The following is a 25,079-nucleotide window of genomic DNA, read 5'->3' on the forward strand; positions in this document are numbered from 1 at the left end:
GCGCTTGCTTGGAGGTTGCATTGATCTACGTCATCGCCTAACGGCTAGGTCATCGCCTAACGGCTAGGTCATCGCCTAACAGCGCAGTCATCGCTTAACGTGAACTAACTCGAGCAGATCATCACGCCGTTACTTGGTTCATTAACGATCCGTGGCTGCTTGAGAATTAATTCTTTTGCTGGTTCTGGCCAGCGCTCATGGAACGACATGCCGCCGCGAATCGGGCAGGTGTTCAGTCGATACTGTTGTCCACTTACGCCGGTAATCTCGACATCAAACTGCACCGGCTGCGTCATCGGATTACGAAATGACATGAGCATGCCGTAATTGCCGCGAACCTGCGCAAAAAACAATTCAAAGGTTTGTTCTGGGTTGCGTTGCTCTTGCACTTGCCGAATGACATTGGCTTGGCGGCTTTCATCGAATTCAATTTCAACCAGTACTCGTTCGCCCGGAAGAAGTCGGATTTCACCCTCGTAGACCACTGGCCAATATTGGTCATAGTTGAGTTTCACTTCACCTTGCACAGAAGCAAGATAAACAGAGGCATTGGTTCGACAATCGGCACCCTGTTCGCATGCTTGCTCAAGTGTCAGCGGTTGTTTGACAGTTTCATTTGTCGCTGCGGAATCGATTTGACTCGCTTGCGGCTGACTTGTTTCATTGGTGCTGGCGCATCCTCCTAAAACTAAAATGCTTAGCAACAAACTTCCGACTGCAGCCAAGTTACCACTTGGCTTTGAACTAGCAATATTCGACATGTAACCCTGATTCCTAACGATTATGTATTTTTTACGGCGACTATTTTTGGTGATGACTTCGCACGCAACTGCGAACGGATTTCATCGAGAGCCGCCGGCTCTTGCTGCAAAAACTTAGCAAGCTCTTGAGCTGACATGGGTTTTGCAAGCAGATAGCCTTGCGCATCATGACAGCCATGTTCCTGTAAGAACAATAATTGCTCAATTTGTTCAACGCCCTCGCCAACAACGCGCAAGTTTAATGAATGCGCCATGGCTAAAATTGTCCGCACAATTGTACGATCGTCATCGTCAACTTGTAAGTCACGAATAAATGAGCGATCGATTTTGACTTCATGAATCGGCAAGCGACGGAGAATACTCAATGACGAATAGCCTGTGCCAAAATCGTCAATTGATAAATTCACATTGGCTTCACGTAACATTTTCAATGTGCGCAAGGTATCTTCAAAGTTATTGATGACGGCAGTTTCGGTGAGCTCGAGCTGCAATAAAGACCAGTCATGGAGATTCTCGAGCCGTCGATAAAAAAGCTCGATACAGTCGTCATCGGCAAAATCAAGCGCCGAAACATTAATTGAAAGTCGTGGGATACTGGTTCCCAGTAGTTCTAATTCGGTGAGTTCGCGAATCGATTTTGCAAACACATAATCTGTGACTTCTCTGATAAACCCTTGCTGCTCAGCGAGGCTAATAAATGTGTCTGGGCGAATAAATCCATGTTGTGGGTGTTGCCAACGCAACAGAGCCTCAACGCCAGTAAGCTTCAGGTTATGAGCAGAGAACTGGGGTTGGTAAACCACCGAGAGCTCATCGCGCTCGATGGCATGGCGAAGGTCAGTGGTTAATCGCAAACGTGAGTGAATACTTTCACCGAAAAAGTGATCGTATAAACGCAATTGGCCATGGCCTAAGTTCTTTGCTTCTTCTTGGGCGAGGGTTGAACAGGCAACAAGATCTTTTACTTCCTCAGCATCGGTCGGGAACATTGCTATTCCGACAGCGATACTCAGTTCGAATTGGTAATTTTCGAGCTCAAGGTTTTGAAATATGTGCTGAAATTCACGTGCTTTCGTGACGGCAATTTCCGCATTACGAATATTCAAAAGGGCGACTGCGAACTCGTCGGGCCCAAGCCGAGCGACAATCGTGGGCTCGGTCGCGAAGTGGTCGCGCAAGGCGTCGGCGGTTTTCAGTAATAGGCGGTCTGCAGCTTGATGTCCGCAAGCATGATTAATGCGTCGAAACTCGTCAATGTTGAAGGTGACTAGAGCAATCGATTGATGATGTTCGCGAGCAAAGTCGATTTCACTTTCAAGTTCTTGCCTGAACATATGTCGATTCAGGAGTTGAGTAAGCTCATCACGCGCAGATAATGCACGCTCTTTTCTGAGCCCTTGATACAACAGAAAAAACAAGAGTACAGCGGTAATGCCGACGTAGCTCCAACCCTTGTATGTTTGTAGCTGTGTTAAGGTTTGCACATCATCAACGAGATTCTCGAGGAAGCGATCGGAATATACAATCCAAACCACGCCGAAAACGACATAGATTAATGTTCGTAGCAACGCACTATGCCAGGGGGATTGCACGGCGGTTATACCTCAAGTTAAGAACTCTCTGTAAAGATAGCAGTAGCTTTACAGAAAGGAAAATATCTTGGTGCTGTTGATCAGCTATTCTTTCAGTAGCAAGCTAGGGTAGAATATGCGCCCCCAAAGCGAGGTAAGTCACTATGTCAGATGTACAGCACTTTCGTCCAGAAAGCGTTTCTAGCAATGCCGCCAGCTCCAAGCCGGCTGCTCAACCTACGGCAAGTAGTAAGTCGACCTCAACGTCGCCACTGATTGGCTTTGTCAGCTTAGGTTGTCCGAAAAACTTAGTTGACTCCGAGCGGATTCTGACTCAGTTACGCACCGAAGGTTACGAGATCGTGCCAAGTTACGACAATGCTGACATGGTGATCGTGAATACCTGCGGGTTTATCGACTCGGCGGTGCAGGAGTCGCTTGACGCCATTGGCGAAGCATTAAAAGAAAACGGTAAAGTACTCGTGACGGGTTGTCTCGGTGCACGTGACGATGAAATTCGCGAAGTGCACCCTAATGTGTTGGCCATTACCGGGCCACATGCTTATGAAGAAGTGATGAGCCAAGTTCATGAGCACTTACCAAAGCCGGAATTAATTCCATTTGAGCAGCTTGTTCCAGACACTGGGGTGAAACTAACGCCGCGTCATTTTGCCTATTTAAAGATCTCAGAAGGCTGTAACCATCGCTGTACGTTCTGCATTATTCCTTCAATGCGCGGTGACCTTGTCAGTCGCCCAGTGGGAAGCGTACTTGACGAAGCAAAGCGTCTCGCCAATGCGGGTGTGAAAGAGCTCTTGGTTATCTCACAAGACACCAGCGCCTACGGTGTTGATGTGAAGCACAAGCTTGGTTTTTGGGATGGCCGGCCAGTAAAAACTCGTATGTTGGAGCTGTGTGAAGCACTGGCAGATCTTGGCGTGTGGGTTCGCTTGCATTATGTTTATCCGTATCCGTCAGTGGACGATGTCATTCCAATGATGGCGGAAGGGAAGATTTTGCCGTATTTGGATATTCCATTTCAGCACGCAAGTAAGAAAATCCTCAAATTAATGAAACGCCCTGGCTCTTCTGAGCGGGTTTTAGAACGCGTGCAAAAATGGCGGGAAATGTGCCCAGACTTGGTCATTCGCAGCACTTTCATTGTTGGTTTTCCTGGGGAAACCGAAGAAGATTTTAACGAGTTGCTCGATTTTCTTCGTGAAGCTCAGCTGGATCGAGTTGGCTGTTTCACATACTCACCGGTCGAAGGGGCCAAGGCCAATGAGTTGCCAGACCCAGTGCCAGAAGAAGTGAAACAAGAGCGTTACGAGCGATTTATGGCCGTCGCCCAAGAAATTAGCGCCGCGAAGCTACGTGCTCGAGTTGGCCAAGAAATGTTGGTGCTCATTGATGAAGTGACCCCTGAAGGTGCCGTCGGCCGCAGTTATGCGGACGCGCCAGAGATTGATGGTCTCGTTTATCTAACCGATGAAACTGACGTGCAGCCTGGCGACAAAGTTTGGGTTGAGATTATTCACACTGACGAATACGACCTATGGGGTGTGCGGGTCGAAGACGACGTGTAAATGAAAGCTTGAGCATGAGACAAAAACGCAAGGCGAGAGCCTTGCGTTTTTTTATGATCAGATAAAGTGCTGGGAAGACTTTCGGCCGAGCAGTAGGAGCTTACGTCAGCACCTAGCGTCAGCGCCTAGAAATGAAAGCTCAGGCCTATGCGACCACTGCGGTCGTTGGCAAATAAGCCAGCTCCAGCATAGACGTCGACTCGTCGCCAAGCGCGGTAACGAATATCGGCGTGGAGGCTAGTGGTAGTCATGCCGCCAGTCTTTTGAATTTGAAAATAACTCGTTAAATCCCATGCCGGCGTTAACATGCCGCGCATACCGAACTGACTAATTAAACCGTGGCGATTCAAATTGTAGTAGTTTGTTTCGAATTCGACGCGAGTTGCACCTACTAACCAAAAAATGTCCGCTTGTTCGCTAGCAGCATAGCGCACCCCGCCCATGAATGTCTGTTGATAGCCATTGTACTCACGCTCGACATTATTAATACGGTCACTGATTTTGCCGCCGTTGGTCTCGATCCGAAATAAGCCATTGTTGCGAATATTCGCACTCGCTCGCAGGCCAATGAAGTCTGCCTCACGGTTGTCATTGCGGTTCCATTCGTGATGATAATAAACATCGATCACGCGCCAATTCGGCCCGAGTTCTAGGTCAGAGTCAGTTTCGGCTGCAGTTGCAGCAGGAACCACGTATACAAAAGCGACCAAGCTGAGTAAAAAAGTGCGAAAAAACATCATGGCGGAAGACGTCTCGTAGTTAAAATCAACGAATATTGTAACAGTGACTTGCTGTCAGTGCGATTCGAAAAATATATCGGCTAGTTAACGAGATTGATGATCAATTGGGTTAAAAACAGCAACCTTATTTTTGCCTTGGCGTTTTGCATCATACATGGCGCGATCAGCTAAACGCGTGAGTTCACTAATCGACTCTGAGTGCAACGGGTAAAACGCGATACCGATACTGGCGGCTAACTCAATTCGCAGGTCTTGCACGTAGATGGTCTCACAAATCGCGTTGCGAACTTTCTCCGCAGCGCGAAGGGCGGCAGGTTCGAGAGCTGCGCGGTCATAAAAGCCTGGCAAAGCCACTAGAAACTCGTCACCACCAATGCGTCCAATTAGGTCAGATTGGCGCAAAACACGACCAATACGTTTTGCAACTTTGGCTAAAACCTCATCCCCAACCGCATGCCCATGTTGGTCATTTACGGGTTTAAAGAAATCTAAGTCAATAAATAGTAGTGCTAAGTTATAGCCCTCGCGTTGGCTTACTTTGAGTTGATGATCCAGTAAATCAAAAAATAACGAGCGGTTGGGTAACTGTGTCAGAACGTCATAATGCGCTAACTGTTGGATATGCTGTTGCTGAGTCTTTTGGTCAGTAATTTCGCGGGCAATCCCCATGAATTTCTTAATGGTACCGTCGTCATTAAAAATGGGCGATGCATTTGTGGTGTGCCATTGCAAGTTACCGTGGATGTCGCGAATGCGATATTCCAAGCCACTTTGTTTTTGCCGCGTGGAAATTAGTTTTTCCATGAAGTCGTAACAACGCTGTAAGTCGTCGGCAAAAATGAAGTTGTCGAAGGTTTTACCGACCACGTCGTTGAGATGGTGCCCGAGAATATCCTGCCATGTGGGAGATACATAAGTGATTGTGGTGTCTGGAGCAATGGTATAGATAATGTCGTTGGCACTTTCCACGAGCGCTCTAAAATCGGCTTCACTCGCAGCTAATTTAATTTCATTATTTTTTCGTTTAGTGATGTCCATGGCATAACCATAGAACACGACGCTGCCGTCGGGATTACGCTCGAAAACATCGAAAGCTTCGACCCAGACGATTTCTTGATTTGGTTTGATGACCCGAAACTCGGCTTGCCAGCCAAGGTTTTCTTTGACTGCGACAGTGGTGCCGGAGAATACATGCGCACGATCATCGGGGTGAATACGACTGATAAGTGTGTCGCTGTCGGCCATCACGTCTGCAGCATTGAGACCTACAATATCTAAACAGTTGTCGGAAATATATAAAAATTGATAGTCGCCTTCAGCGCTCTGCCGCAACTGATATACGAAGCAGGGTAAGTGATGGCCAATAGCTTGGAGCAGTCCAAAGTCAAAGGATTGCGGTTTAGCTGATTTCATGTCGTCTAAAAATGCACCCGCCACGCTCAACGTTTCCTAGCGAAAAAATATGTCCTCATCTTTTGTAGCATAATCCATAAAAAAAGGAACGCCAGTGTTTGGCGTTCCTTATTAGCAGTGCTTGGGGGGATGTACTAATGACTTAAGTACGTATTTAATAACCTAAATGGTTCAGTTCGTTAGGCGCTCAGTGCTGAGATTTCTGAGCTAGCCGCTTCGATAGCGTTATTGCGGGCTTCAGGGCTTAGGTTAACGCCTTCTGCACGAATAATGGTCACGTCAGTCATGCCAAGGAAACCAAGAACAGTCTTTAAATAGCTTTCTTGATATTCCATTGCCGCCGCTGCGCCTTCTGAATAGATACCGCCACGTGCTGACGCAAGATACACTTTCTTGCCTTTGACTAAACCTTCAGGTCCAGCTTCCGTATAACGGAAAGTTCGGCCAGCTTGCGCTACGCGGTCTAACCAAGCCTTCAGCTGACTTGGAATCGAGAAGTTATACATTGGCGCACCAATGACTACGACGTCAGCGGCAAATAACTCTTCGAGTAAGGTTTCAGTCAGCGCAAGCTCAACTTGTTGCTTTTCTGTTTGCGCATCGGCCTCAGTTCCGCCAGCTAACAAAATCTCAGCGTCTAAGTGCTGAATTGGAGTCGTGATGAGGTCACGATTGATCACGGTTGCATCTGAGTTCTCTTGCTGTAAGCGGGCAACGATTTTGTCGCCAAGTTGACGGCTCACTGACTGCTCACCAAATAAACCAGTTTGTAAATGTAAAATGTTCATACTGCACCTCAGGGGGGTAGTGATTAAATTTTGATGGTGCAATTTTAAATCTGTTCCATAATCATGACTAGATAGCTAAAATGAAAACTGCTGTTCCAAAAATGGAACAATAGTCAGTCTCTCCCAAGAGCGAGGTGTTATGAAAGACATTACTAATTTGGCGCTTTTTGCCCACGTAATTGAAGCAGGCAGTTTTAGCGAAGCCGCGCGACAATTGCAAATGCCGAAGTCGACTCTTAGTCGTCGTATTTCGGACCTCGAAGAAGAGCTGGGTGTTCGACTGATTAACCGAACGACGCGCAAACTATACCTAACTGATGTGGGTCGCGAGTTTTTGGTGCATTGTCAAACCGTAGTGGCCGCTGCGTCTGCTGCGGAGCAAGTGACCCAGTTTGTGCAGGAAAAGCCGCGTGGCAAGGTGCGTATCAGCAGTCCATATGCCATTAGCCAATCGCTGTTGGCGCAGATATTGCCCGAGTTTATGGCGCGTTACCCAGACGTTTCACTTGATCTAGTCATGACCAACAAACCGGTTAACTTGATTGAGGAGCAGGTTGATATTGCCTTGCGCGTGCGCGCAGAAATTGAAGAGTCGTCGTTGATTGCGCGGGAGTTACTGCCATCTGCCAATGCCTTATTTGCAAGCCCAGAGTTGGTCGAACGGCTTGGTGCCCCAGAACACCCGACTGATTTAATGAACTGGCCAGCGTTATCGCTGCACTATTCGTCAGGCCGCTATTTATGGCAATTTACGAGTGCGACCAATGAAAGCCTCTCGCTGAGCTATCAGCCTCGTTTGATTACCGACGACATGGCCATGCTGCGCGAAGCTGCTCGTGCGGGGCAGGGCGTGGTTTCATTGCCCACGTACTTATGCCATGAGTACGAAGAGCTTGGTTACATTCAGCGTGTGTTGCCAGCGTGGAAACTACCTGTCGGTAAACTTCATATGGTGTATCCGTATCGTCGTGGCTTGCTTCCGGCGGTACGGGTATTAATCGACTTTCTGTTGGCAGAAATGCCGCGGGCAGCGGGTATTGCAGGGATTGGTCGGGAAATTGAAAGGTTGTGAGCGGCGCAAAATGACCACTCACACCTTTCCGAAAAGCAGGTTCTTATAGGTGCTTGAGTACGTGCTCAGCACTACTGACGTCAAATTGCTTCTCAGCTTCAACGAAGACGTGTTCAACTTTGCCGTCACGAATGATCATGGCAAAACGCTGGCTACGTACACCACCGAATGCACCGGTATCCATGCTTAATCCAAGCTCTTTGACCCACGCGCCGTCGCCGTCTGACAACATCGTCACTTTGCCAGTTGCGCCTTGCTCTTTGCCCCAAGCGGCCATGACGAATGCATCGTTGACAGCAAGACAATAGATACCGCTAACACCCTTTTCTTTGAATTTGTCGGCGTGCTCAATATAGCCAGGTAAATGCTGCTCAGAACAGGTTGGGGTAAAAGCGCCAGGTACCGCAAATAGAACATGTAAGCCTTGCTTAAACTGCTCAGCTGGATTGACTTGGTCCATGCCGATTTGACCTTTTGTGGTGAGGTTACCCGCCGGAACTGCTTGTTGTGCTTTAATCATAATCGAATCCTTTGGTGAGTTGTTCTAGTAAGTGTAGCAAAGTGTAGCAAATCGAGCCGGTTCGCGAGTTAATTTGAATCTTTCTGCCACACGAGTTCGGCTAATTGCTCGAGATATTCTTTATCGCCCGGGTGGTTCTGAAACCAACGGTCGAGGTTGGCTAAGAAACGTGGGTCACGACGAATTTGATCAATATGTTGGTTAATCGCTGCCGTTATTTGTTGGCCCCAAGCATTGTTGGTGCAGCCGATTGCACCGAGTACATGCGTGCCGGCGGTCTCTTTAATTTCAATAAATTCTAGCTGTGTGCCGCCAAGCTCGAGATCGACTTGGTGCAGAATTTGATAGTCAATAGTGTAGTCAATACGGTTGCTTTTGATCATCTCTAAAATCGCGAGGGTCGCGTTTTCACCGGTGTGCACCAGCCGATAGCCGCCCACCGCAGACTGCGACTCGAGAATCGTTTGCAGCGCTGGATAACGGCGGCCAGCCGGGTAACCAAAGCGCCATGAATCGTCAGCAACTAATTGGGTCAGCGCAATTGGATTACCATAGCGAGCTTTCATAAGCGCGGCATTGGCTTTCGTGGTAATCACGCCGTGTGGATAATAGAAATGGGTCGGCTCAGAGAAAACCGCGTTGCCTGACTCAGGCCGATAAATCATGCATGGAAAACATTGATTACGCTCGTCGAATTGTTGAGTGATGCGAGTCTGCGGATAAACGGTTCGAGTTTTAGTGTAGTCAGGAAGGTGCTCGTCAACGACGTCCATAAGGACATCACAAATACCTTCGTTGCGAAACTGCCCAGAAACGATATGAAACGGAGGCGCTGTGTTGATCACCCACGGCAACGCTCGGTCAGTACCGTCGTCAACTTGGCTATGGAGCACTGCAATTGTCAGTGCAGAAAATACGAGTGAGAGCACAATCAGCCTACCTGTGGTTGAGCAACAAACTTCCAGCTGCAAAATTCCATCTTGCATTGGCCTCAAAAGGAGTGAAGATGTACTTCTTTATGAGGTATATCTCATTATGGATGAGAACAACGATGATTAACAATCACGAAGGCTGAAATTTAAACTATTTTTGATCATCAACCATGGTGAGGCAGGTGCTCATTGTTGCAATTTGGGGTACTCTTGTTTGACAAGGAAACACTATAAAAATAAAAGGGTCATTATGACAGACACTCAGTCTTGGCAAAACGTTGCGAGAAATTACATTTGGTATTTGCGCTTCGATAAAACAGTTTTAATCGCTTTGTTGTTTGTTTTCGTGGTTATTGCATGGTTTATCGACGCTATCCCGCAGTGGGTGAGTTATGTGAGCGCGGCTGTGCTCCTGGTTTTATGGGTAATCTTAGTGTTTCTTTGGGCGCCGATTCGTTATCGCGTGACCCGTTACTTGCTTGCCGATGACCGTGTTCACTTTCAATTAGGTGCGTGGTGGTGGCGGGAAACCTCGGTGACCCATAATCGTTTGCAGCACATCGAAATTCAACAAGGCCCGATCGAGCGTTTGCTCGGAATCTCACGACTGATTCTCTATACCGCAGGCGGCACAGGCGCCGATTTAGTGATCCCCGGATTACCCATGGACGACAGCGAAGCGATTCGCAATCAATTACTGCAAGACATTGCGCAAGAAGAAATTAGCGATGAGGCTATTACCAGTGCCGCCCTGACCAGTTCTGCAGAACCGCAAGCCGAAGCTGAGGAACGTCGGCATGACTAACCCAGCACAAGGTTGGAACCGCTTGCCATTAATTGCTTTATTGGCGTTTTTAATCAGTAGCATTCGCATTTTTGTGCGCTTTTTGTACCAAGCGGTGCCAGCATTAGTCGGGGTTTATTTTGCCCTGCGTAATCATCTCCAGTTTGTGCCCTATGTCATAGCTGGTTTATTGACCATTTTGTTAATCGCCACGTTTTTGCGTTATCGGCGTTTTCTGTGGCAATTCGATGACCAGCGGATTCGTGTCAAGCAAGGGGTATTTAAAGTCACTGAGCTGAACCTTGGGTATGAGCGCATTCAACAGGCAGATATTCGCCAACCGTTTTGGCTTAAGCCTTTTAACTTAACGGTTCTAAGCTTACAAAGCGCCGGAAGTAAAGGCAAAGAAGTTGAAATCCCAGCCCTGTCAGCGGCCTTATCGACTGACTTGCAACAGCGCGTGTTGGCCAAATCTCAAGAGGCCAGTGTGGCCGACCAGTCGAGCGCAGAAGTCAGCGATGTGACGCATGACTTTGAGCTGCAATTGCCCACAAGCGAAGTTTGGCGCATTGGTTCCATGCAGAATATATTCATTATGATCAGTGCCTTAGTGGCATTCATTTTCGCCAATCAAACCATGACCAACTACATCACTGAGCAATTTGAGCTTTGGTTGGCCGGGTTTGAATCACAGTTTCAAGCACTCCTTGTCGGGACAGCGTTGGCGTTGGCATTTTTCGCCACTATTCTGATACTGACCACACTGTATTACTTCAATTTGTTCTATGGCTACCATCTCGTCCGCCAAGGTGACCGCGTGCATTATCAAGCTGGTTTGCTGAGTAAACTCTCCCGCAGCTTCCGGATGCCGAAATTACAATTGGTGGAAATGCGTCAAGGCTTAGTCGGTCGCTTATTGCAACGCTGGAGCGTGCGGATTCTGCAGGCAGGAGCAAACCATGAAAAAGCCGAAGGGCGCTTTACAGTGCCGATTCTAACGTCGTCACGGTTACAGGCACTGACCACTGACTTGCAGTTCACCACTGCAGCTTGGCGGCGGGTGCATGGCGCTTTTGTCGTTCGTTACTGGTTAATTATCGGTGTAGCCATGGGCTTGATTTTTGAGCCGTTGGCCGGTGCTATCAGTGCGGTCGTGGTGTTAGTTTGGCGTTGGGTGTGGTGGCGTCGATTTGGCTGGCATGTCGATGATCAGTGGCTGGTTGTGCGCACCGCTTGGATCGGACAACGTCAACGGTGGGTGCCGGCCGCGAAAATGCAGCGCGTCAGTATTCAGCAGTCGCCTTGGCAACGATTGTTTGGTTGTTGTCAGCTGCGTGCTGATACCGCCGGTGGCAGCTTGACTATTCCTTGGTTGCAGCGTGATGCGGCAGAAGCACTGAAAGCACAATTGTTAGAGCTCACAGCTAGCAACCATAAGCGCTGGATGTAAGTCACGTTCAGCGCGCTATTTCCAGTATTGCTCAACGGTGACATTGCCAGGCTTACGCCGCAGGTTTTTGTCGAGACCTTTTTCTAACAAGGCAGCTTTGGCATCGAGGATCATTTCTGGGTTACCGCAGAGCATGACTTGAGCGTTAGAGTCCAAGGTACCGCCCACTTTCGCCTCGAGCTCGCCGCTGCGAATTAATTGTGGAATACGTTGCTGCAGTGCTCCTGAGCAAGTCTCGCGGGTGACTACAGGTTGATAAATCAGTTGCCCCGGGTGCTCGAGTTGCCATTGTTGAATGAGTTCTTGGTAGCATAGGTCGTGGCGATAACGAACACCATGCACAAGGTAAATCGTTTTGAATCGTTGCCATGGTATTTCGGTGCCAAGCATCGACAAATAAGGGCCGATTCCGGTACCTGTGCTGACTAACCAGAGCGTTTCGCCCTCAGGGATTTCGCTGAGTATAAAGAAACCGGAAGGTGGCTGACTGACTTCAACGGTATCGCCCGGTATGAGCAAGTCGAGGCGCGGCGAAAGCGCACCGGTTGGTACGCTCGTGATCAGAAAATCAAGCACTGGGTCACTTGGGCTATTGACCAAGGAATAGGCGCGTTGCAGTCGCTTTTCGGCACCAGGCAAACCGAGGCGGACAAATTGGCCGGCGACGAAGTCAAACGGTGGTGCCTCGACACGCAAACTAAAAAGTTGGTCGTTCCAGCGTTTGTTCTCAATCACGGTACCGGTAAGCCATTGTGCCATGAGTTTCTCCTCGGGCAGCCAATTTCAGGGTATGTGCGTATAATGAGTGGTTTCGAAAATTTTTCAACCGATAGAATGTAGGGATTTAAGCGTGGAAGTGATTGGTGGTATCGAATGGTTACGCTGGCAATATCGCACGCCAGAGGGATTCTTGTTAACTGGACTCCGGACGGTTCCGCGCGGTCTACCTGTGCTGCATTTTATTCACGGCAATAGTTACTCAGGCCTGACCTATTTGCCACTTTGGCAAGAACTCGCAAACGATTACGATATATTTCTACATGATGCTCAAGGCCATGGCGACAGTGAGCACGGTGGTCGCTTTGTCGGTTGGCAGCGTAGCTCAGAATTGGCAGAAACGGTCTGGCGTCAGTTTCGTCCAGAGTACGAATCAGTTCTGAAAATAGGCGTTGGGCATAGTTTTGGCGGTATTCTGACAAGCTTATATGGCGCACGCGACTCACAAGCATTTGACCGAATTTTGTTGCTTGACCCGATTCTGTTTCCCCGTCACTTATTGCGTTGGGCAACGTCATTGCGCTTAACCGGGCTTTATCGTTTTAACCCGTATGCTCGCAAAGCAAAAAAGCGGCGAGCTGAATGGGTCAATGCCGATGCGGCTTTTGCTAGCCTGCAAAACCGCGGCATGTTCCGGGGCTGGACGGACGAAGCTCTGCGCGCTTATGTTGAGCATGCCATGACCGCCAATCAGCAAGGTCTATGGCAACTGAAATGTGCGCCGGAGCGCGAAGCTGAGATTTTTAGTAGTTATGCCACTAATTTGTGGCAGGAACTCCCCGCACTCGAAGTTCCGACGCAAATACTAGTTGGCGATAGCACGTACCCGTTTGTTCACCAAGCGCTGGAACAGTGGCAGCAATTCGCCCCGCATTTGCCAATTACGCAAACGCAGGGCGGGCATTGCTTTATGCAGGAGCGGCCGGCGGATGTCGCCAACCAAGTCCGCTCGTTGTTGGAGCTAAAGCTCTAAAGTCGGCAGCGGTTCACCGATACACGCACAAAGCGTAAGTAAGAGCTTTTGTTCTACCACATTAATTTCGCCGTCACTGCGAACACAGGTAATCCAAGCTTGAACAAGCTTAGCTTTGTCGGTGACGGACCAAGTATTAATGCGTTCTAAACAGTCACCCAATTCGGCAAAGCTGTATGGTTGCTGACGGAATGGCTGCAAACGCTGACCGAAGACTGCCGCACCCAAATTAAAGGCCTGCAAAGCGTCGTTATCGTTGTCATGACCGTACCAAGCCAGAACTGAGAGGGTAAACTCGGTATCGCTTTGGCGGCGCACATCCACACGCTTCACCCGCCGATTTGGTTCAAATTCCGCGCGCACATAACGGGTCACAATTTGTGTTAAACACCATTCGTAGAGAGATGTTTGCTGATCGGCTTCGACCACTTGGTGCAGCGTGTTCAGCAGGGCATAGGCCTCATGCTGCGACAAGGTTTTTAATGCCGGAATTGCACGTTCAACAAAGGCTAGTCGTTTTTCCAGCTCAAACGGTTTAAGTTTTTCGAAATCAGCTGCTGCACGGGCACTAATTTGTGCAGTGTGTTGACGACTAATTTCTTGCAGTTGCGCAGCGCGAATTTCATCGTTGTCGCTCAAAGCCATTGCCAACACCAATGCTTCAGCACCTTCTTGATTGCGCGCTTCGCCGATAAGTTCTTGCTCATTCGCGCTAGCTGGCTGCTCAAAGGCAGCGCCAATCGTTGCAGCAGTGGTGATGGTTTCGACCATGCGCTGGCGCGACCGCTCTTGTTGAGAACCTGCCGCATTCGCACCTTCTGATTCTAGCTCAGCCTGTAACTGCGGCCGTGGATTGGCGCGGAACTTGCCGTCCCAGTTAGGGCGAATGCGTTTAATCCGATCCTTTAACGGTGGGTGGGTGGCAAAAATTGACATGGCTTTACTAATCGCTTGGCCAAAGAACAAATGCGCTGCTTCGTCGGCATTCTTGCTAGCGACTTGGCTGCCGGAACTCAGGGCTCCAATTTGCTCTAATGCACCACCGATGCCATCGGGATCACGGGTAAATTGAACTGCCGAAGCATCGGCAAGATACTCACGCTGCCGACTAACGGCGGCCTTGATGATATTACCGAACAGGACGCCGATAGAGCCGATAATTAATAGACCAATCCCCAGTAATGGCAGTGGGTTCTTGTCATTTCGGCGGCTATACATGCCGGTGCGCATGAGCAAATAGCCCGCATGCGAAATAAACAAAATGCCATTCAGAATGGCGATAATACGAATGTTTAAGCGCATGTCACCGTTGAGAATATGCGCAATTTCGTGAGCCACAACGCCTTGTAGTTGCGTTCGCGTTAAATTCACCACACTGCCACGGGTAATCCCGATTACCGCGTCTTGCGGCGAATAACCGGCCGCGAATGCATTAATGCCTTCTTCGTTGTCGAGTAGGTACACCGGCGGCACTGGCATATTCGCCGCAATGGCCATTTCTTCAACGACGTTGAGAATTTTACGTTCGACTGGGTCGCTACTGTCTGGGCTTAAACGACGGCCGCCTAAGCTCTCTGCGACCACTTTACCGCCACCTTTGAGGACCACCCATTTGTACAGCACGGCCAGACTAATAGCCGACAGCACCATACCCGTTACCGCCAGAACGATGTCCCAATGTAAATAGAATTCAGGCGCTTGCTGACCGTTTTCGATTTGCCCAAGGCCACCGCTAAAGGCTGCGACCAAAAGGCCGGTTAGCGTGAGCAAGCAAATAACGGCTAAGCCAAATAAAATAACCAACAGGCGGGTGTTTCGTTTGGCAACCGCCTGATGTTCAAAAAAATCCATCGCTGCCATGCAGCACCCCTTAGAACTTCACTTGTGGTGCTTGTTGAATCGCTTCACGATCCTCGAACTCAAGCAGGCTTGCGTCGGCTGCATGACCAAACATGCCAGCAAAAACTACCGGTGGGAAACCTTGTTTATAGGTGTTGTATTGCATCACCGAGTCATTAAATGCTTGCCGTGAGAACGCGACTTTGTTTTCGGTCGAAGTGAGCTCTTCCGACAGCTGCGCCATATTCTGATTCGCTTTCAAATCCGGATAGGCTTCCATCACCACGTTTAAGCGACCGAGTGCACCAGCAAGTGAACCTTCGGCGCCAGCCAATTGGCCCATAGCCTGAGCATCACCTGGGTTGGCAGACGCATTTTTTAACGCGGCGGCTGCTTGATTACGGGCTTCAACCACGGCTTCGAGGGTTTCACGCTCATGCTTTAAGTAGGCTTTCGCAGTTTCGACTAGGTTCGGAATTAAGTCGTAACGGCGTTTTAGCTGCACATCAATTTGCGCGAAGGCATTTTGATAACGGTTTTTAAGCGTAACGAGCTTGTTGTAAATGCCGATGACGTAAAAAACAACTAGTACGGCAACGACGATGAAAATCCAAAATGAAATACTCATTGTTATTATCCTCAGAAAAAGAACTAGTTATGTTATAGCATGCTTTGCGAAATGGGAGCAGAAAGAGCGTAGGTTATTTCGCAAAAGTGGCGTTTTTTATGACTTCAGTGTACTTTATGTTGCATTCTTCTTTAGCCATCAAGAATTTACTATGTCGAATGTCAGCGGAAACTTATTTGTTATTGCAGCCCCCAGTGGTGCTGGAAAGTCTAGTTTAATCAAAGCTTTGCTGGAACGCCACAACGACGGCTCAATGCAAGTTTCGGTCAGTACAACAACCCGCGCACCTCGCCCCGGTGAAGAAAATGGCGTGCATTATCACTTTGTGAGTGAGGCTGAGTTTCTCCGACAGGTCGACAATCATGAGTTTTATGAGTGGGCCAAGGTCTTTAATAATTATTACGGCACGTCGCGCACCGTCATTGAAGACACCCTTGCGAGCGGCGTCGATGTGTTTTTAGATATCGACTGGCAAGGAACACGACAAGTGAAAGCCGCCTATCCAGGTGTGCATACGATTTTTATCTTGCCACCCTCGAATGAAGAACTCGAGCGTAGACTGCGTGTTCGCGGTCAAGATAGTGACGAGGTTATTGCTGGCCGCATGGCGAAAGCACAGGGCGAAATGTCCCACTATGCAGAGTTCAGTTACTTGATCGTGAATGAAGATTTCGAGGAGTCGGTGGCGAACCTAGAGCACATCGTCATGAGCCAGCGCCTGCGTCGTTCGAAACAACAAATTCGTTATCGCGAAGTTTTGCAAGCGTTGCTAAAAGAAGAATAACACCTACAATCGAGTTAAAAGTGCTTACAAATCAATGCGTCAGCGAATAAAACTTGGCTATGCTGGTTAGTTAAAGTACAATTTATGCCCTTTGAAAAACAGTTCAGAATTTTAGCGGAGTGACGACATGGCACGGGTTACAGTTGAAGAAGCAGTAGATCGGATTGGCAACCGGTTCGACTTAGTACTAGTGGCAGCGCGCCGCGCACGCCAAATTGCAAACGGCAGAGAAGCGCTGGTCAACACCACAAATGAAAAGCCGACCGTCATTGCGCTACGTGAAATCGAAGCAGGCCTTGTAACTGCAAACAGCTTAGATCACGACGACCAAGCAGCCCAATATGCTCAAGATGAAGCAGAAGTTGCAGCAATGGCAGCGTTAAAATCGAGTGATTTAGAAGACTAATCGCTTTCTTCGGCAGTGGCAATCGGTCACTGCCGTCATTTCTCCCGTTGGCAAAAAGCAATTTTCCCCTTATTCTCTCTAGTAGAACCTTAATTTTATCTGGACGTGTGCTTCATTTACGAAGCAAAATTGCGCATCGAACCTTAGTGATGTTTGTCCACCAGCAGAAGTGAGAGTGCTGTCGTGTATCTATTTGAAGGATTGCGCACATTAACGGAAAACTATTTACCTGCCGATCAAGTCGATCGTATTGAGCAGGCGTTTCATGTTGCCTTTGACGCGCACAGCGAACAGAAGCGACAAAGTGGCGAACCTTATATCACTCATCCGGTGGCGGTCTCTTGTATGCTCGCCGAAATGCGGCTGGATCACGAAACCCTTATGGCCGCATTGCTCCACGACGTCATTGAAGACACACCTGTTACCAAAGAAGATTTAGCTGAACAATTTGGCCCTACGGTCGCCGAACTAGTCGAAGGCGTTTCAAAACTCGACAAACTGCAATTCGACAGTAAAGAAGAAGCGCAAATTGAAAACTATCGCAAAATGATTATGGCGATGGTGCAAGATATTCGAGTCATTCTGATTAAGCTGGCTGACCGCACCCATAATATGCGCACAATTGGCTCATTGCGACCCGACAAACGCCGTCGTATTGCCCGCGAAACCCTCGAAATTTACGCACCTTTAGCGCACCGGTTAGGTATTCATAACATTAAGAATGAGCTTGAAACGCTAGGGTTTCATGCCCATTATCCATGGCGTGCTCGATTACTTGAAAGCCAAGTCCGTAAAGCCCGCGGTAATCGCAAGGCCTTACTTGAACGCACCCACAACGAATTGATAGCACGCCTGCAAGAACAGGGCATTAAAGCCCGGGTTTATGGCCGCGAAAAGCACTTGTACAGTATCTATAAAAAAATGCTCCACAAAGAGCTAAAGTTTGACCAGGTCATGGACATCTATGCGTTCCGTGTTGTTGTTGACACAGTCGACACCTGCTATCGCGTGCTTGGTGCTGTACATAATTTATACAAGCCAATCGAAACCCGTTTTAAAGACTACATTGCGATTCCGAAAAGTAACGGTTATCAGTCGCTACATACTTCATTGAAGGGCCCGCACGGGGTGCCGGTCGAGATTCAAATTCGCACCGAAGAAATGGATTTGATGGCGGATCGTGGTGTCGCCGCTCATTGGCTCTATAAAGACATTGAAGACAGCAACACCACGGCGCAAGTGCGGGCACAAAAATGGATGCAAAGTCTGATTGAACTGCAGCAAAGTGCGGGTAACTCATTTGAGTTTATTGAAAATGTAAAATCTGACTTGTTCCCCGATGAGATTTACGTGTTTACACCGGACGGGCGCATCATTGAATTGCCACAGGGAGCGACACCTGTGGACTTCGCCTACGCAGTCCATACAGATATCGGTAACGCATGTATTGGAGCGCGCGTTAATCACAAGGCCTACTCACTGAGTAAACCGTTGGAAACCGGGCAAACCGTTGAAATTCGCACAGCACCGGGCTCACGGCCGAATATCGCTTGGCTCAACTTTGTGGTCACCGGTAAAGCTCGTTTGAAGATCCGCCAATACTTGAAAAACCAAGAACACGATGAAGCTCTGATACTTGGTGAACGTCTGCTGCGCGCTGCGCTTGGTTCATTTAGTCTAGACGATTTGAAAGAACAAGATTTTGCCCGCGTAGCGGCTGAATTAAAACGTAAAGACAAACAAGATCTATTGCGCGACATTGGCTTAGGCCACTTGATGAGCGTGGCAGTTGCTCGTCGACTCGTTGGTGATGAGCAACGCATAAAAGCAGCCAGTGGTGATGATGAGCGCGGTCGCAGTTTAGCGATTAAAGGCGCTGATGGCTTGCTCTTAAGCTTTGCGAAATGCTGTCGGCCGATTCCCGGCGACGACATTATTGCCCATGTAAGTCCTGGCAAAGGCTTAGTTATTCACCGCCGTGAATGTAAAAACGTGCGTGGCCATGAAGACGAGCCTGGTCGTTATTTCCCTGTGCAGTGGGACAACAAGCCAGACTCGCAATTTACCTCGGAAATACGCGTCGAGATTGTTAATCACCAGGGCGCCTTGGCGCGTTTGACGTCAGCAATTGCGCACACCGGTTGTAATATTCAGGGACTGAAAACGGAAGAAATTGATGCGACAATCTATTATATTGACGTGGTGTTAACCATTAATAACCGCAAACATTTAGCTGACGTGATGCGCCAAATTCGGAAAATGCCGCATGTTCAGCGAGTTTCTCGTTTAAGGAAGTAATATGTCTAAAGTCATTATTGCCACCGACCAAGCGCCGGCAGCAATTGGTACCTATTCACAAGCGATTAAAGTTGGTACCACTGTATATTTGTCAGGCCAAATTCCATTAGTGCCAAGCACCATGGAAATGGTGTCACAAGACTTTCGTGAGCAGGCTGTGCAAGTCTTCAAAAATCTCAGCGCGGTTTGTGAAGCCGCCGGTGGTGAATTGCAAGACATGGTGAAGGTGCAGATTTACCTAATCGACTTAAGCCACTTTGCGGTGGTGAATGAAGTCATGGCCGAGTTTTTCCGCACACCTTACCCAGCGCGTGCAGCTATTGAAGTGAAAGGTTTGCCGAAAGGCTCGCAAATCGAAATTGATGGGGTGATGGAGTTACCCACCACCAACTAAACGTTTCGTTTGAATTACCCCAAATGCAAAGGCCAGTGCGATAACGCTCTGGCCTTTGTTGTATTTAACTGAGGTGATTAATTCCGAGCCGTTTAAACCTGCGCTTCTTCGACCACATCATCGGCACGAATTGGGCCAAGGACGAAGATGCTTGCCACCGCGACCACGGCCAAGATGAAGCAATAGAAGGTATTGACGCTCACGGCTAACGGCGAAATACCGAAGCTTGCTCCCATGAGGAGTGCTTGGGCGCCATATGGCAACACACCTTGCACCACACAGGCGAAAATGTCGAGGTAGCTGGCACTTTGCTTCGGCGCAACGCCACCTTCTTTCGCCAATCGCTTACTCACTTCACCCGAGAGCAAAATCGTCACGGTATTGTTGGCGACCGCTAAGTTGGTCAGCGCTGTCAAACCAGAAATACCGAAAGCCGCTGAACGTTCTTTACGTTTGCTCAGTTTGGCGGCAACACGCTCCACTGTATTTGACAGGAAGGCTAAGCCACCTTGCTGGCGGATTAATGCCGACAAGCCACCAATGAGTAACGACAGCAGGAAAATTTCCTGCATGCTGGTGAAGCCTTCGTAAATATCCTGACTAAATGCGACGACAGCATAGTCGACGGCAACAAAACCAAACACCGCAGCGAGAATAATGCCCAGTGTCAGCACGACGAAGACGTTGAGGCCACTGACGGCGAGCGCAATAATGAAGAAGTAAGGTAAGGCGAGCCAATAGTTTGCTTCTGGCACTGCAATCGGGGCGCTTCCAACGTCGATAAAGGCCAGCGCAATGACGGTCAGGACCGCCGCCGGAACGGCAATACGTAAGTTTGCGCGGAACTTGTCTTTCATCGCACAACCTTGGGTTCGAGTTGCGGCAATGGTGGTATCTGAAATGAAGGATAAGTTGTCGCCGAACATCGCACCACTAACCAACACACCTGCCATTAATGCAGGGTTAATCCCCGCTGCCTGGCTCAAACCTAAAGCAACTGGTGCGAGGGCAGCAAGGGTTCCCATTGAGGTACCCATGGCTGTCGACACAACCGCTGCAATTAGGAAGATTCCCGGCAGCAAAAATGCCGGAGGAATGATGCTTAAACCGAGTGCCACCATGGCATCAACGCCACCGGTGGCGGCAGCAACGGTAGAAAACGCCCCCGCGAGCAAGTAAATCAAACACATGGTGATGATGTTGTTGTGGCCAACACCTTCGACAAAGGTTTGAATGCGGCTATTCAACGCTTCCTTACTGAGAATAACCGCTAAAATAATCGCCGGTAGGATCGCAACTGGGCTGGCGAGTTGGTAGAACGCCATTTCCACGCCAGATAAATGAAAATAAATGCCGGTGCCCAAAAATAGGGCTAAAAAAAGTGCCAACGGTAACAATGCGATGGCACTGGCTTTCGGGGGGTTGTTTGTAATAGCCATATACTTTCCAAATTTACGTTTAGACGTCCAGAAGCATAAACATCTTAATTTAAGGTGGCAAGGTTTTTTTTGCTTCGATTCACCATGACCCTAGATTCGGTGTACACTCGTTGTAAGCCAAATAGATCAGCAAGAGGTATCGGGATGAGCCCAGAAGATTTGCATTTGCAACTACGCAACTTGCGTGACGATGATTACCCCCAGCTGAAGGAGCTGATGGATAGGGTTTATGACGACATTGGTGGCGCTTGGGAAGAGCACACCATTTTACGCCTCATTCGTGATTTTCCAGAAGGGCAAATTTGTCTTGAAGACAACGGCCAAATGGTCGGTGTAGCACTGACCGTGCGGGTGACCTATGACAAATTCAGCAACCCTCACCAGTATGACGACCTGCTCGGTAAGAAAGATACGATTTTGAACGACGCAAAAGGTGACGCTTTGTATGGTCTTGACGTCCTTATCCACCCAGATTACCGCGGCTACCGTTTAGGCCGACGCCTATACGACGCGCGCAAAGAACTGTGTATTCAGTTAAACCTGAAAGCTATTTTGGCCGGTGGTCGCATTGTCAACTATCACAAGTATGCCGACGACATTACGGCTAGCCAGTATCTCGAGAAGGTTCGTCGGCGCGAGGTCTATGACCCAATTCTAAGCTTTCAGCTTGCCAACGACTTTGTCGTCAAACGCTTGCTGTATAAGTATTTGCCTGAAGACTTACGCTCGAAAGGTTATGCAACTTTACTTGAGTGGAGTAACTTCCTTTACGAGCCGGCTGATACCGTCATTAAAGCGCGTTCTCGTAACGTTCGCGTTGGTGCGATTCAATGGCAAATGCGCTTAGTCGATTCAGTTGAAGAGTTATTACAGCAGGTTGAATACTTCGTCGATGCAGTATCGAGCTATAAAAGTGACTTTGCATTGTTCCCTGAGTTTTTCAATGCACCATTAATGGGCTTAACGGATCAAACTCATCAGATGGAAGCGATCCGCTTCCTTGCTAGTTATACCGAGCGTTTCCGCAAGGAAATGTCGAATATGGCGGTGAGCTACAACGTTAACATCATTACCGGTTCAATGCCGTTACTGGAAGGTGACTCCTTGTACAACGTCACCTATTTGTGTCGCCGCGACGGTTCGGTCGAAGAACAACGGAAAATTCATATTACGCCACACGAAAAGCGTGACTGGGTTATTGAAGGTGGCGATAAAGTCAGTGTATTTGAAACCGACGCCGGCCGCGTTGGGATTCTGATCTGTTACGACGTTGAGTTTCCGGAGCTCGGTCGATTGATGGCGGACGAGGGTTTAGAAATTCTCTTCGTACCATTCTGGACCGACACCCGCAATGCTTACCTGCGTGTCCGCCACTGTGCCCAAGCACGCGCCGTAGAGAACGAATGCTATGTGGTCATATGTGGTAGTGTCGGCAACCTGCCAGAGGTCGAAAGTCTTGACGTGCAATATGCGCAGTCGAGTGTGTTTTCGCCTTCAGACTTCGCTTTCCCGCACGATGCGGTGATGTCAGAAACCACGCCAAATACCGAGATGTTAATGTTCTCTGATTTAAACTTGGATGAACTGCGGTATTTGCACAATGAGGGCTCGGTGACTAACTTGAAAGACCGCCGCACCGACTTGTATGGCGTAGTCCGGAAGTGGAACGGTTAAGCGTCGGCCATGAGTAAAGCCACAACCGCGCCAACTTCATCGCATTTGGCGCGCATTCCCCTAACGAACCTGAAGGGTGTCGGTCCGAAAATGGCCGAGCGCCTTGAGCGTTTGGGTTTGCGCAGTGTGCAAGATGTTCTCCTGCATCTGCCGTCGCGCTATCAAGATCGCACCAAAATCACACCGATAGCCGCTTTGCGAATGCAAGAATATGCCACCCTCATTGCTGATGTAGTCGATAACCGTGTGCATTTTGGTAAACGTCGAGCGCTTTTAGTTCGTGTGCGTGACCACTCAGGCGTATTGACCTTGCGTTTTTTCCGTTTCACTGCGGCGCAACAAAATCAGTTTAGTGCGGGCGAACGAGTGCACTTGTATGGCGAGGTGCGGCCGGGTCCGACTGGGCCTGAAATGGTGCATCCGGAATGGAAAGTTCTCGCCGATGGCAAAGCGCCATCGTTAGCTGAGACGTTAACACCGGTTTACCCGACCACCGATGGCGTCCATCAATTGACCTTGCGGCACTTGGTCGAGCAGGCGCTGAGTTACTTAAACAGTGAAAGCCTTCCGGAGTTACTGCCTGAGTCGTTACGACACGGATTGCCGCAGCTAGCCGAAGCGATACGAGTGCTGCATCAGCCGCCGACGGATGTCGACCAAACCTTGTTGCTCAATGGCGTACACCCCGCGCAACGGCGTTTAGCGTTAGAAGAGTTACTCGCCCATCAACTGAGCATGCTGCAAGTTCGCCAACAAGCTCAGGCGGTTAGTGCGGTGTCGTTAGCGCCAGCGCAACGCCTGAAAAAGGAGCTACTAGCGCAGCTGCCGTTTACGCCCACCTCGGCGCAAGCGCGCGTGGTCGCTGAAGTGGAAGCGGATCTGGCGCAGCCATATCCAATGCTGCGGCTTGTTCAGGGCGACGTTGGCAGTGGGAAAACCTTAGTGGCTGCCCTAGTTGCATTGGCAGCTATTGAAGCGGGGTATCAAGTGGCTTTGATGGCACCGACTGAACTGCTTGCCGAACAGCACGCGCAAAGCTTTGCCATGTGGTTTGAACCTATGGGTATTCAGGTGGGGTGGCTGGCTGGGAAAAGCAAAGGGAAGGCGCGCGAAGCGACATTACAGGCGTTAGCCCAGGGTGACATCCAACTGGTCGTCGGTACCCATGCGCTTTTCCAAGAGGCGGTGCAGTTTAAAAACCTTGCGTTGGTGATTATTGACGAGCAACATCGTTTTGGTGTTCATCAACGGCTTGCTCTGCGCCAAAAAGGTGAGCAACTTGGCCAGCATCCGCACCAACTCGTCATGACTGCTACACCGATACCAAGGACGTTAGCCATGACTGCTTATGCGGATTTAGCGACCTCGGTGATTGATGAACTGCCACCCGGACGGACACCCGTGCAAACCGTGGCGATACCAGACACTCGTCGCGACCAAGTGATCGAGCGTTTGCGCGGCGCAGTCGCCGATGAAGGTCGGCAAGTGTATTGGGTGTGTACACTTATTGAGGAGTCTGATGTATTGCAATGTCAGGCTGCCGAAGACACGGCACGGTACTTACAGGAAACCTTGCCGAACGTACGCATCGGTTTGGTACATGGGCGCATGAAAGCCGCGGAAAAAGAGCAAGTCATGCAAGCCTTTAAGGCCCATGAATTGGACTTGTTGGTGGCAACAACCGTAATTGAAGTTGGTGTCGACGTGCCAAATGCCAGTTTAATGATTATTGAGAATCCCGAGCGTTTGGGGTTAGCTCAATTACACCAACTCCGCGGTCGCGTTGGTCGCGGCTCGGTGGCGAGTCATTGTGTGTTGTTATATAAATCGCCGTTATCACAACAGGCAACTGAGCGTTTAAATGTGCTGCGTGAGAGCAATGATGGCTTTGTAATTGCCGAGCGAGATCTCGAATTACGTGGGCCAGGTGAGCTACTTGGGGCGCGGCAGACGGGTTTAGTGCAGATGAAAGTGGCTGACTTAACCCGCGATGCCGATTTATTGCCGCAGATTCGCCAGCTCGCGCAGCGGCTTTTCACTGACTACCCGGCACAAAGCGACGCATTAATGCAACGGTGGTTGCCCGATCGCGAGCGTTACGCACAAGTGTAACTTGAGGTTGACTCGTCTACCCCAGAAAAGTCGGCTAAAAGTGCCGATTTTAAGGCCAGAACACGGTATTCTATTGGGCAATTCGCTCCCATCGTTTACACTAAGCATGAATTTGACGTAGTAGGCATTCCCTATGGA

At 49.2% G+C, this 25,079-nt stretch carries 22 protein-coding genes; 11 read left to right on the top strand and 11 right to left on the bottom strand.

Annotation, left to right across the window (positions count from 1 at the left end):
- Positions 1-104: 104 nt before the first annotated feature.
- Together CWE06_RS06250 and CWE06_RS06255 are read right to left on the bottom strand one after the other, a co-directional pair.
- Positions 105-761 (bottom strand): hypothetical protein, encoded by a 657-nt coding sequence (locus tag CWE06_RS06250; protein WP_126792264.1) that lies wholly within the window; start codon positions 759-761, stop codon positions 105-107.
- A 20-nt stretch (positions 762-781) separates the two neighbouring features.
- A complete protein-coding gene (locus CWE06_RS06255) occupies positions 782-2,353 on the bottom strand; it encodes a putative bifunctional diguanylate cyclase/phosphodiesterase (protein ID WP_126792266.1) in 1,572 nt (523 codons plus the stop codon).
- Between the two features lie 143 nt (positions 2,354-2,496).
- On the opposite strand from CWE06_RS06255, the gene rimO reads away from it, so the two are divergent.
- The gene (gene rimO, locus CWE06_RS06260) at positions 2,497-3,918 is read left to right on the top strand and encodes a 30S ribosomal protein S12 methylthiotransferase RimO (RefSeq protein WP_126792268.1); all 1,422 of its coding nucleotides are present in this window, start codon (positions 2,497-2,499) and stop codon (positions 3,916-3,918) included.
- A 125-nt stretch (positions 3,919-4,043) separates the two neighbouring features.
- Here rimO and CWE06_RS06265 read toward each other — a convergent pair whose 3' ends face one another.
- From CWE06_RS06265 to CWE06_RS06275, 3 genes are all read right to left on the bottom strand, one after another.
- The gene (locus CWE06_RS06265) at positions 4,044-4,658 is read right to left on the bottom strand and encodes an outer membrane beta-barrel protein (protein ID WP_126792270.1); all 615 of its coding nucleotides are present in this window, start codon (positions 4,656-4,658) and stop codon (positions 4,044-4,046) included.
- A gap of 84 nt (positions 4,659-4,742) precedes the next feature.
- A complete protein-coding gene (locus CWE06_RS06270) occupies positions 4,743-6,095 on the bottom strand; it encodes a sensor domain-containing diguanylate cyclase (protein ID WP_126792272.1) in 1,353 nt (450 codons plus the stop codon).
- 155 nt (positions 6,096-6,250) lie between these two features.
- Positions 6,251-6,859, bottom strand: a complete 609-nt coding sequence (locus tag CWE06_RS06275) for an FMN-dependent NADH-azoreductase (RefSeq protein WP_126792274.1) — start codon at positions 6,857-6,859, stop codon at positions 6,251-6,253.
- Positions 6,860-6,998: 139 nt separating this feature from the next.
- Between CWE06_RS06275 and CWE06_RS06280 the strand changes: the two genes are divergently transcribed.
- On the top strand, positions 6,999-7,931 hold the full coding sequence (locus CWE06_RS06280; RefSeq protein WP_126792276.1) for a LysR substrate-binding domain-containing protein: 933 nt from the start codon (positions 6,999-7,001) through the stop codon (positions 7,929-7,931).
- A gap of 43 nt (positions 7,932-7,974) precedes the next feature.
- Here the strand turns inward: CWE06_RS06280 and CWE06_RS06285 are convergent, their stop codons facing one another.
- Together CWE06_RS06285 and CWE06_RS06290 are read right to left on the bottom strand one after the other, a co-directional pair.
- Positions 7,975-8,451 (bottom strand): peroxiredoxin, encoded by a 477-nt coding sequence (locus CWE06_RS06285; RefSeq protein WP_126792278.1) that lies wholly within the window; start codon positions 8,449-8,451, stop codon positions 7,975-7,977.
- A gap of 68 nt (positions 8,452-8,519) precedes the next feature.
- Complete coding sequence (locus CWE06_RS06290; protein ID WP_126792280.1) at positions 8,520-9,437, bottom strand: ABC transporter substrate-binding protein; 918 nt, start codon at positions 9,435-9,437, stop codon at positions 8,520-8,522.
- Positions 9,438-9,633: 196 nt separating this feature from the next.
- On the opposite strand from CWE06_RS06290, the gene CWE06_RS06295 reads away from it, so the two are divergent.
- Both CWE06_RS06295 and CWE06_RS06300 read left to right on the top strand, forming a co-directional pair.
- Entirely contained in the window at positions 9,634-10,188 is a 555-nt protein-coding gene (locus tag CWE06_RS06295; protein WP_126792282.1) for a PH domain-containing protein, read from the top strand.
- The gene (locus CWE06_RS06300; protein WP_126792284.1) at positions 10,181-11,617 is read left to right on the top strand and encodes a PH domain-containing protein; all 1,437 of its coding nucleotides are present in this window, start codon (positions 10,181-10,183) and stop codon (positions 11,615-11,617) included. The genes CWE06_RS06295 and CWE06_RS06300 overlap by 8 nt, the downstream gene beginning before the upstream one ends.
- Before the next feature lie 15 nt (positions 11,618-11,632).
- Here the strand turns inward: CWE06_RS06300 and CWE06_RS06305 are convergent, their stop codons facing one another.
- Complete coding sequence (locus CWE06_RS06305) at positions 11,633-12,376, bottom strand: ferredoxin--NADP reductase (protein WP_126792286.1); 744 nt, start codon at positions 12,374-12,376, stop codon at positions 11,633-11,635.
- Between the two features lie 91 nt (positions 12,377-12,467).
- Between CWE06_RS06305 and CWE06_RS06310 the strand changes: the two genes are divergently transcribed.
- Entirely contained in the window at positions 12,468-13,367 is a 900-nt protein-coding gene (locus CWE06_RS06310) for an alpha/beta fold hydrolase (RefSeq protein WP_157981147.1), read from the top strand.
- Here the strand turns inward: CWE06_RS06310 and CWE06_RS06315 are convergent.
- Together CWE06_RS06315 and CWE06_RS06320 are read right to left on the bottom strand one after the other, a co-directional pair.
- The gene (locus CWE06_RS06315; RefSeq protein WP_126792290.1) at positions 13,356-15,227 is read right to left on the bottom strand and encodes a M48 family metallopeptidase; all 1,872 of its coding nucleotides are present in this window, start codon (positions 15,225-15,227) and stop codon (positions 13,356-13,358) included. The two genes, CWE06_RS06310 and CWE06_RS06315, sit on opposite strands and share 12 nt — an antisense overlap.
- Before the next feature lie 10 nt (positions 15,228-15,237).
- Entirely contained in the window at positions 15,238-15,834 is a 597-nt protein-coding gene (locus CWE06_RS06320) for a LemA family protein (RefSeq protein ID WP_126792292.1), read from the bottom strand.
- 151 nt (positions 15,835-15,985) lie between these two features.
- Here CWE06_RS06320 and gmk point away from each other — a divergent pair, with 151 nt between their 5' ends.
- The 4 genes from gmk (at position 15,986) to CWE06_RS06340 (ending at position 19,716) form a co-directional block, all read left to right on the top strand.
- On the top strand, positions 15,986-16,618 hold the full coding sequence (gmk, locus tag CWE06_RS06325) for a guanylate kinase (protein WP_126792294.1): 633 nt from the start codon (positions 15,986-15,988) through the stop codon (positions 16,616-16,618).
- Positions 16,619-16,745: 127 nt separating this feature from the next.
- Positions 16,746-17,024 carry a DNA-directed RNA polymerase subunit omega gene (gene rpoZ / locus CWE06_RS06330; protein WP_126792296.1) on the top strand — a complete coding sequence of 93 codons (279 nt, stop codon included), beginning with the start codon at positions 16,746-16,748 and terminating at the stop codon, positions 17,022-17,024.
- A gap of 183 nt (positions 17,025-17,207) precedes the next feature.
- A complete protein-coding gene (spoT, locus tag CWE06_RS06335) occupies positions 17,208-19,322 on the top strand; it encodes a bifunctional GTP diphosphokinase/guanosine-3',5'-bis pyrophosphate 3'-pyrophosphohydrolase (protein WP_126792298.1) in 2,115 nt (704 codons plus the stop codon).
- Position 19,323: 1 nt separating this feature from the next.
- Positions 19,324-19,716, top strand: a complete 393-nt coding sequence (locus tag CWE06_RS06340) for a RidA family protein (RefSeq protein ID WP_126792299.1) — start codon at positions 19,324-19,326, stop codon at positions 19,714-19,716.
- A gap of 92 nt (positions 19,717-19,808) precedes the next feature.
- On the opposite strand, the gene CWE06_RS06345 is transcribed toward CWE06_RS06340, so the two are convergent.
- Positions 19,809-21,155, bottom strand: a complete 1,347-nt coding sequence (locus CWE06_RS06345) for a Na+/H+ antiporter NhaC family protein (protein ID WP_198679056.1) — start codon at positions 21,153-21,155, stop codon at positions 19,809-19,811.
- A 144-nt stretch (positions 21,156-21,299) separates the two neighbouring features.
- Between CWE06_RS06345 and CWE06_RS06350 the strand changes: the two genes are divergently transcribed.
- Complete coding sequence (locus tag CWE06_RS06350; protein WP_126792301.1) at positions 21,300-22,829, top strand: carbon-nitrogen hydrolase family protein; 1,530 nt, start codon at positions 21,300-21,302, stop codon at positions 22,827-22,829.
- A 9-nt stretch (positions 22,830-22,838) separates the two neighbouring features.
- The gene (gene recG / locus CWE06_RS06355; protein ID WP_126792303.1) at positions 22,839-24,941 is read left to right on the top strand and encodes an ATP-dependent DNA helicase RecG; all 2,103 of its coding nucleotides are present in this window, start codon (positions 22,839-22,841) and stop codon (positions 24,939-24,941) included.
- The last annotated feature ends 138 nt before the right edge of the window (positions 24,942-25,079 follow it).

The sequence above is a fragment of the Aliidiomarina haloalkalitolerans genome, assembly GCF_003987315.1.
GTDB lineage: Bacteria > Pseudomonadota > Gammaproteobacteria > Enterobacterales > Alteromonadaceae > Aliidiomarina > Aliidiomarina haloalkalitolerans.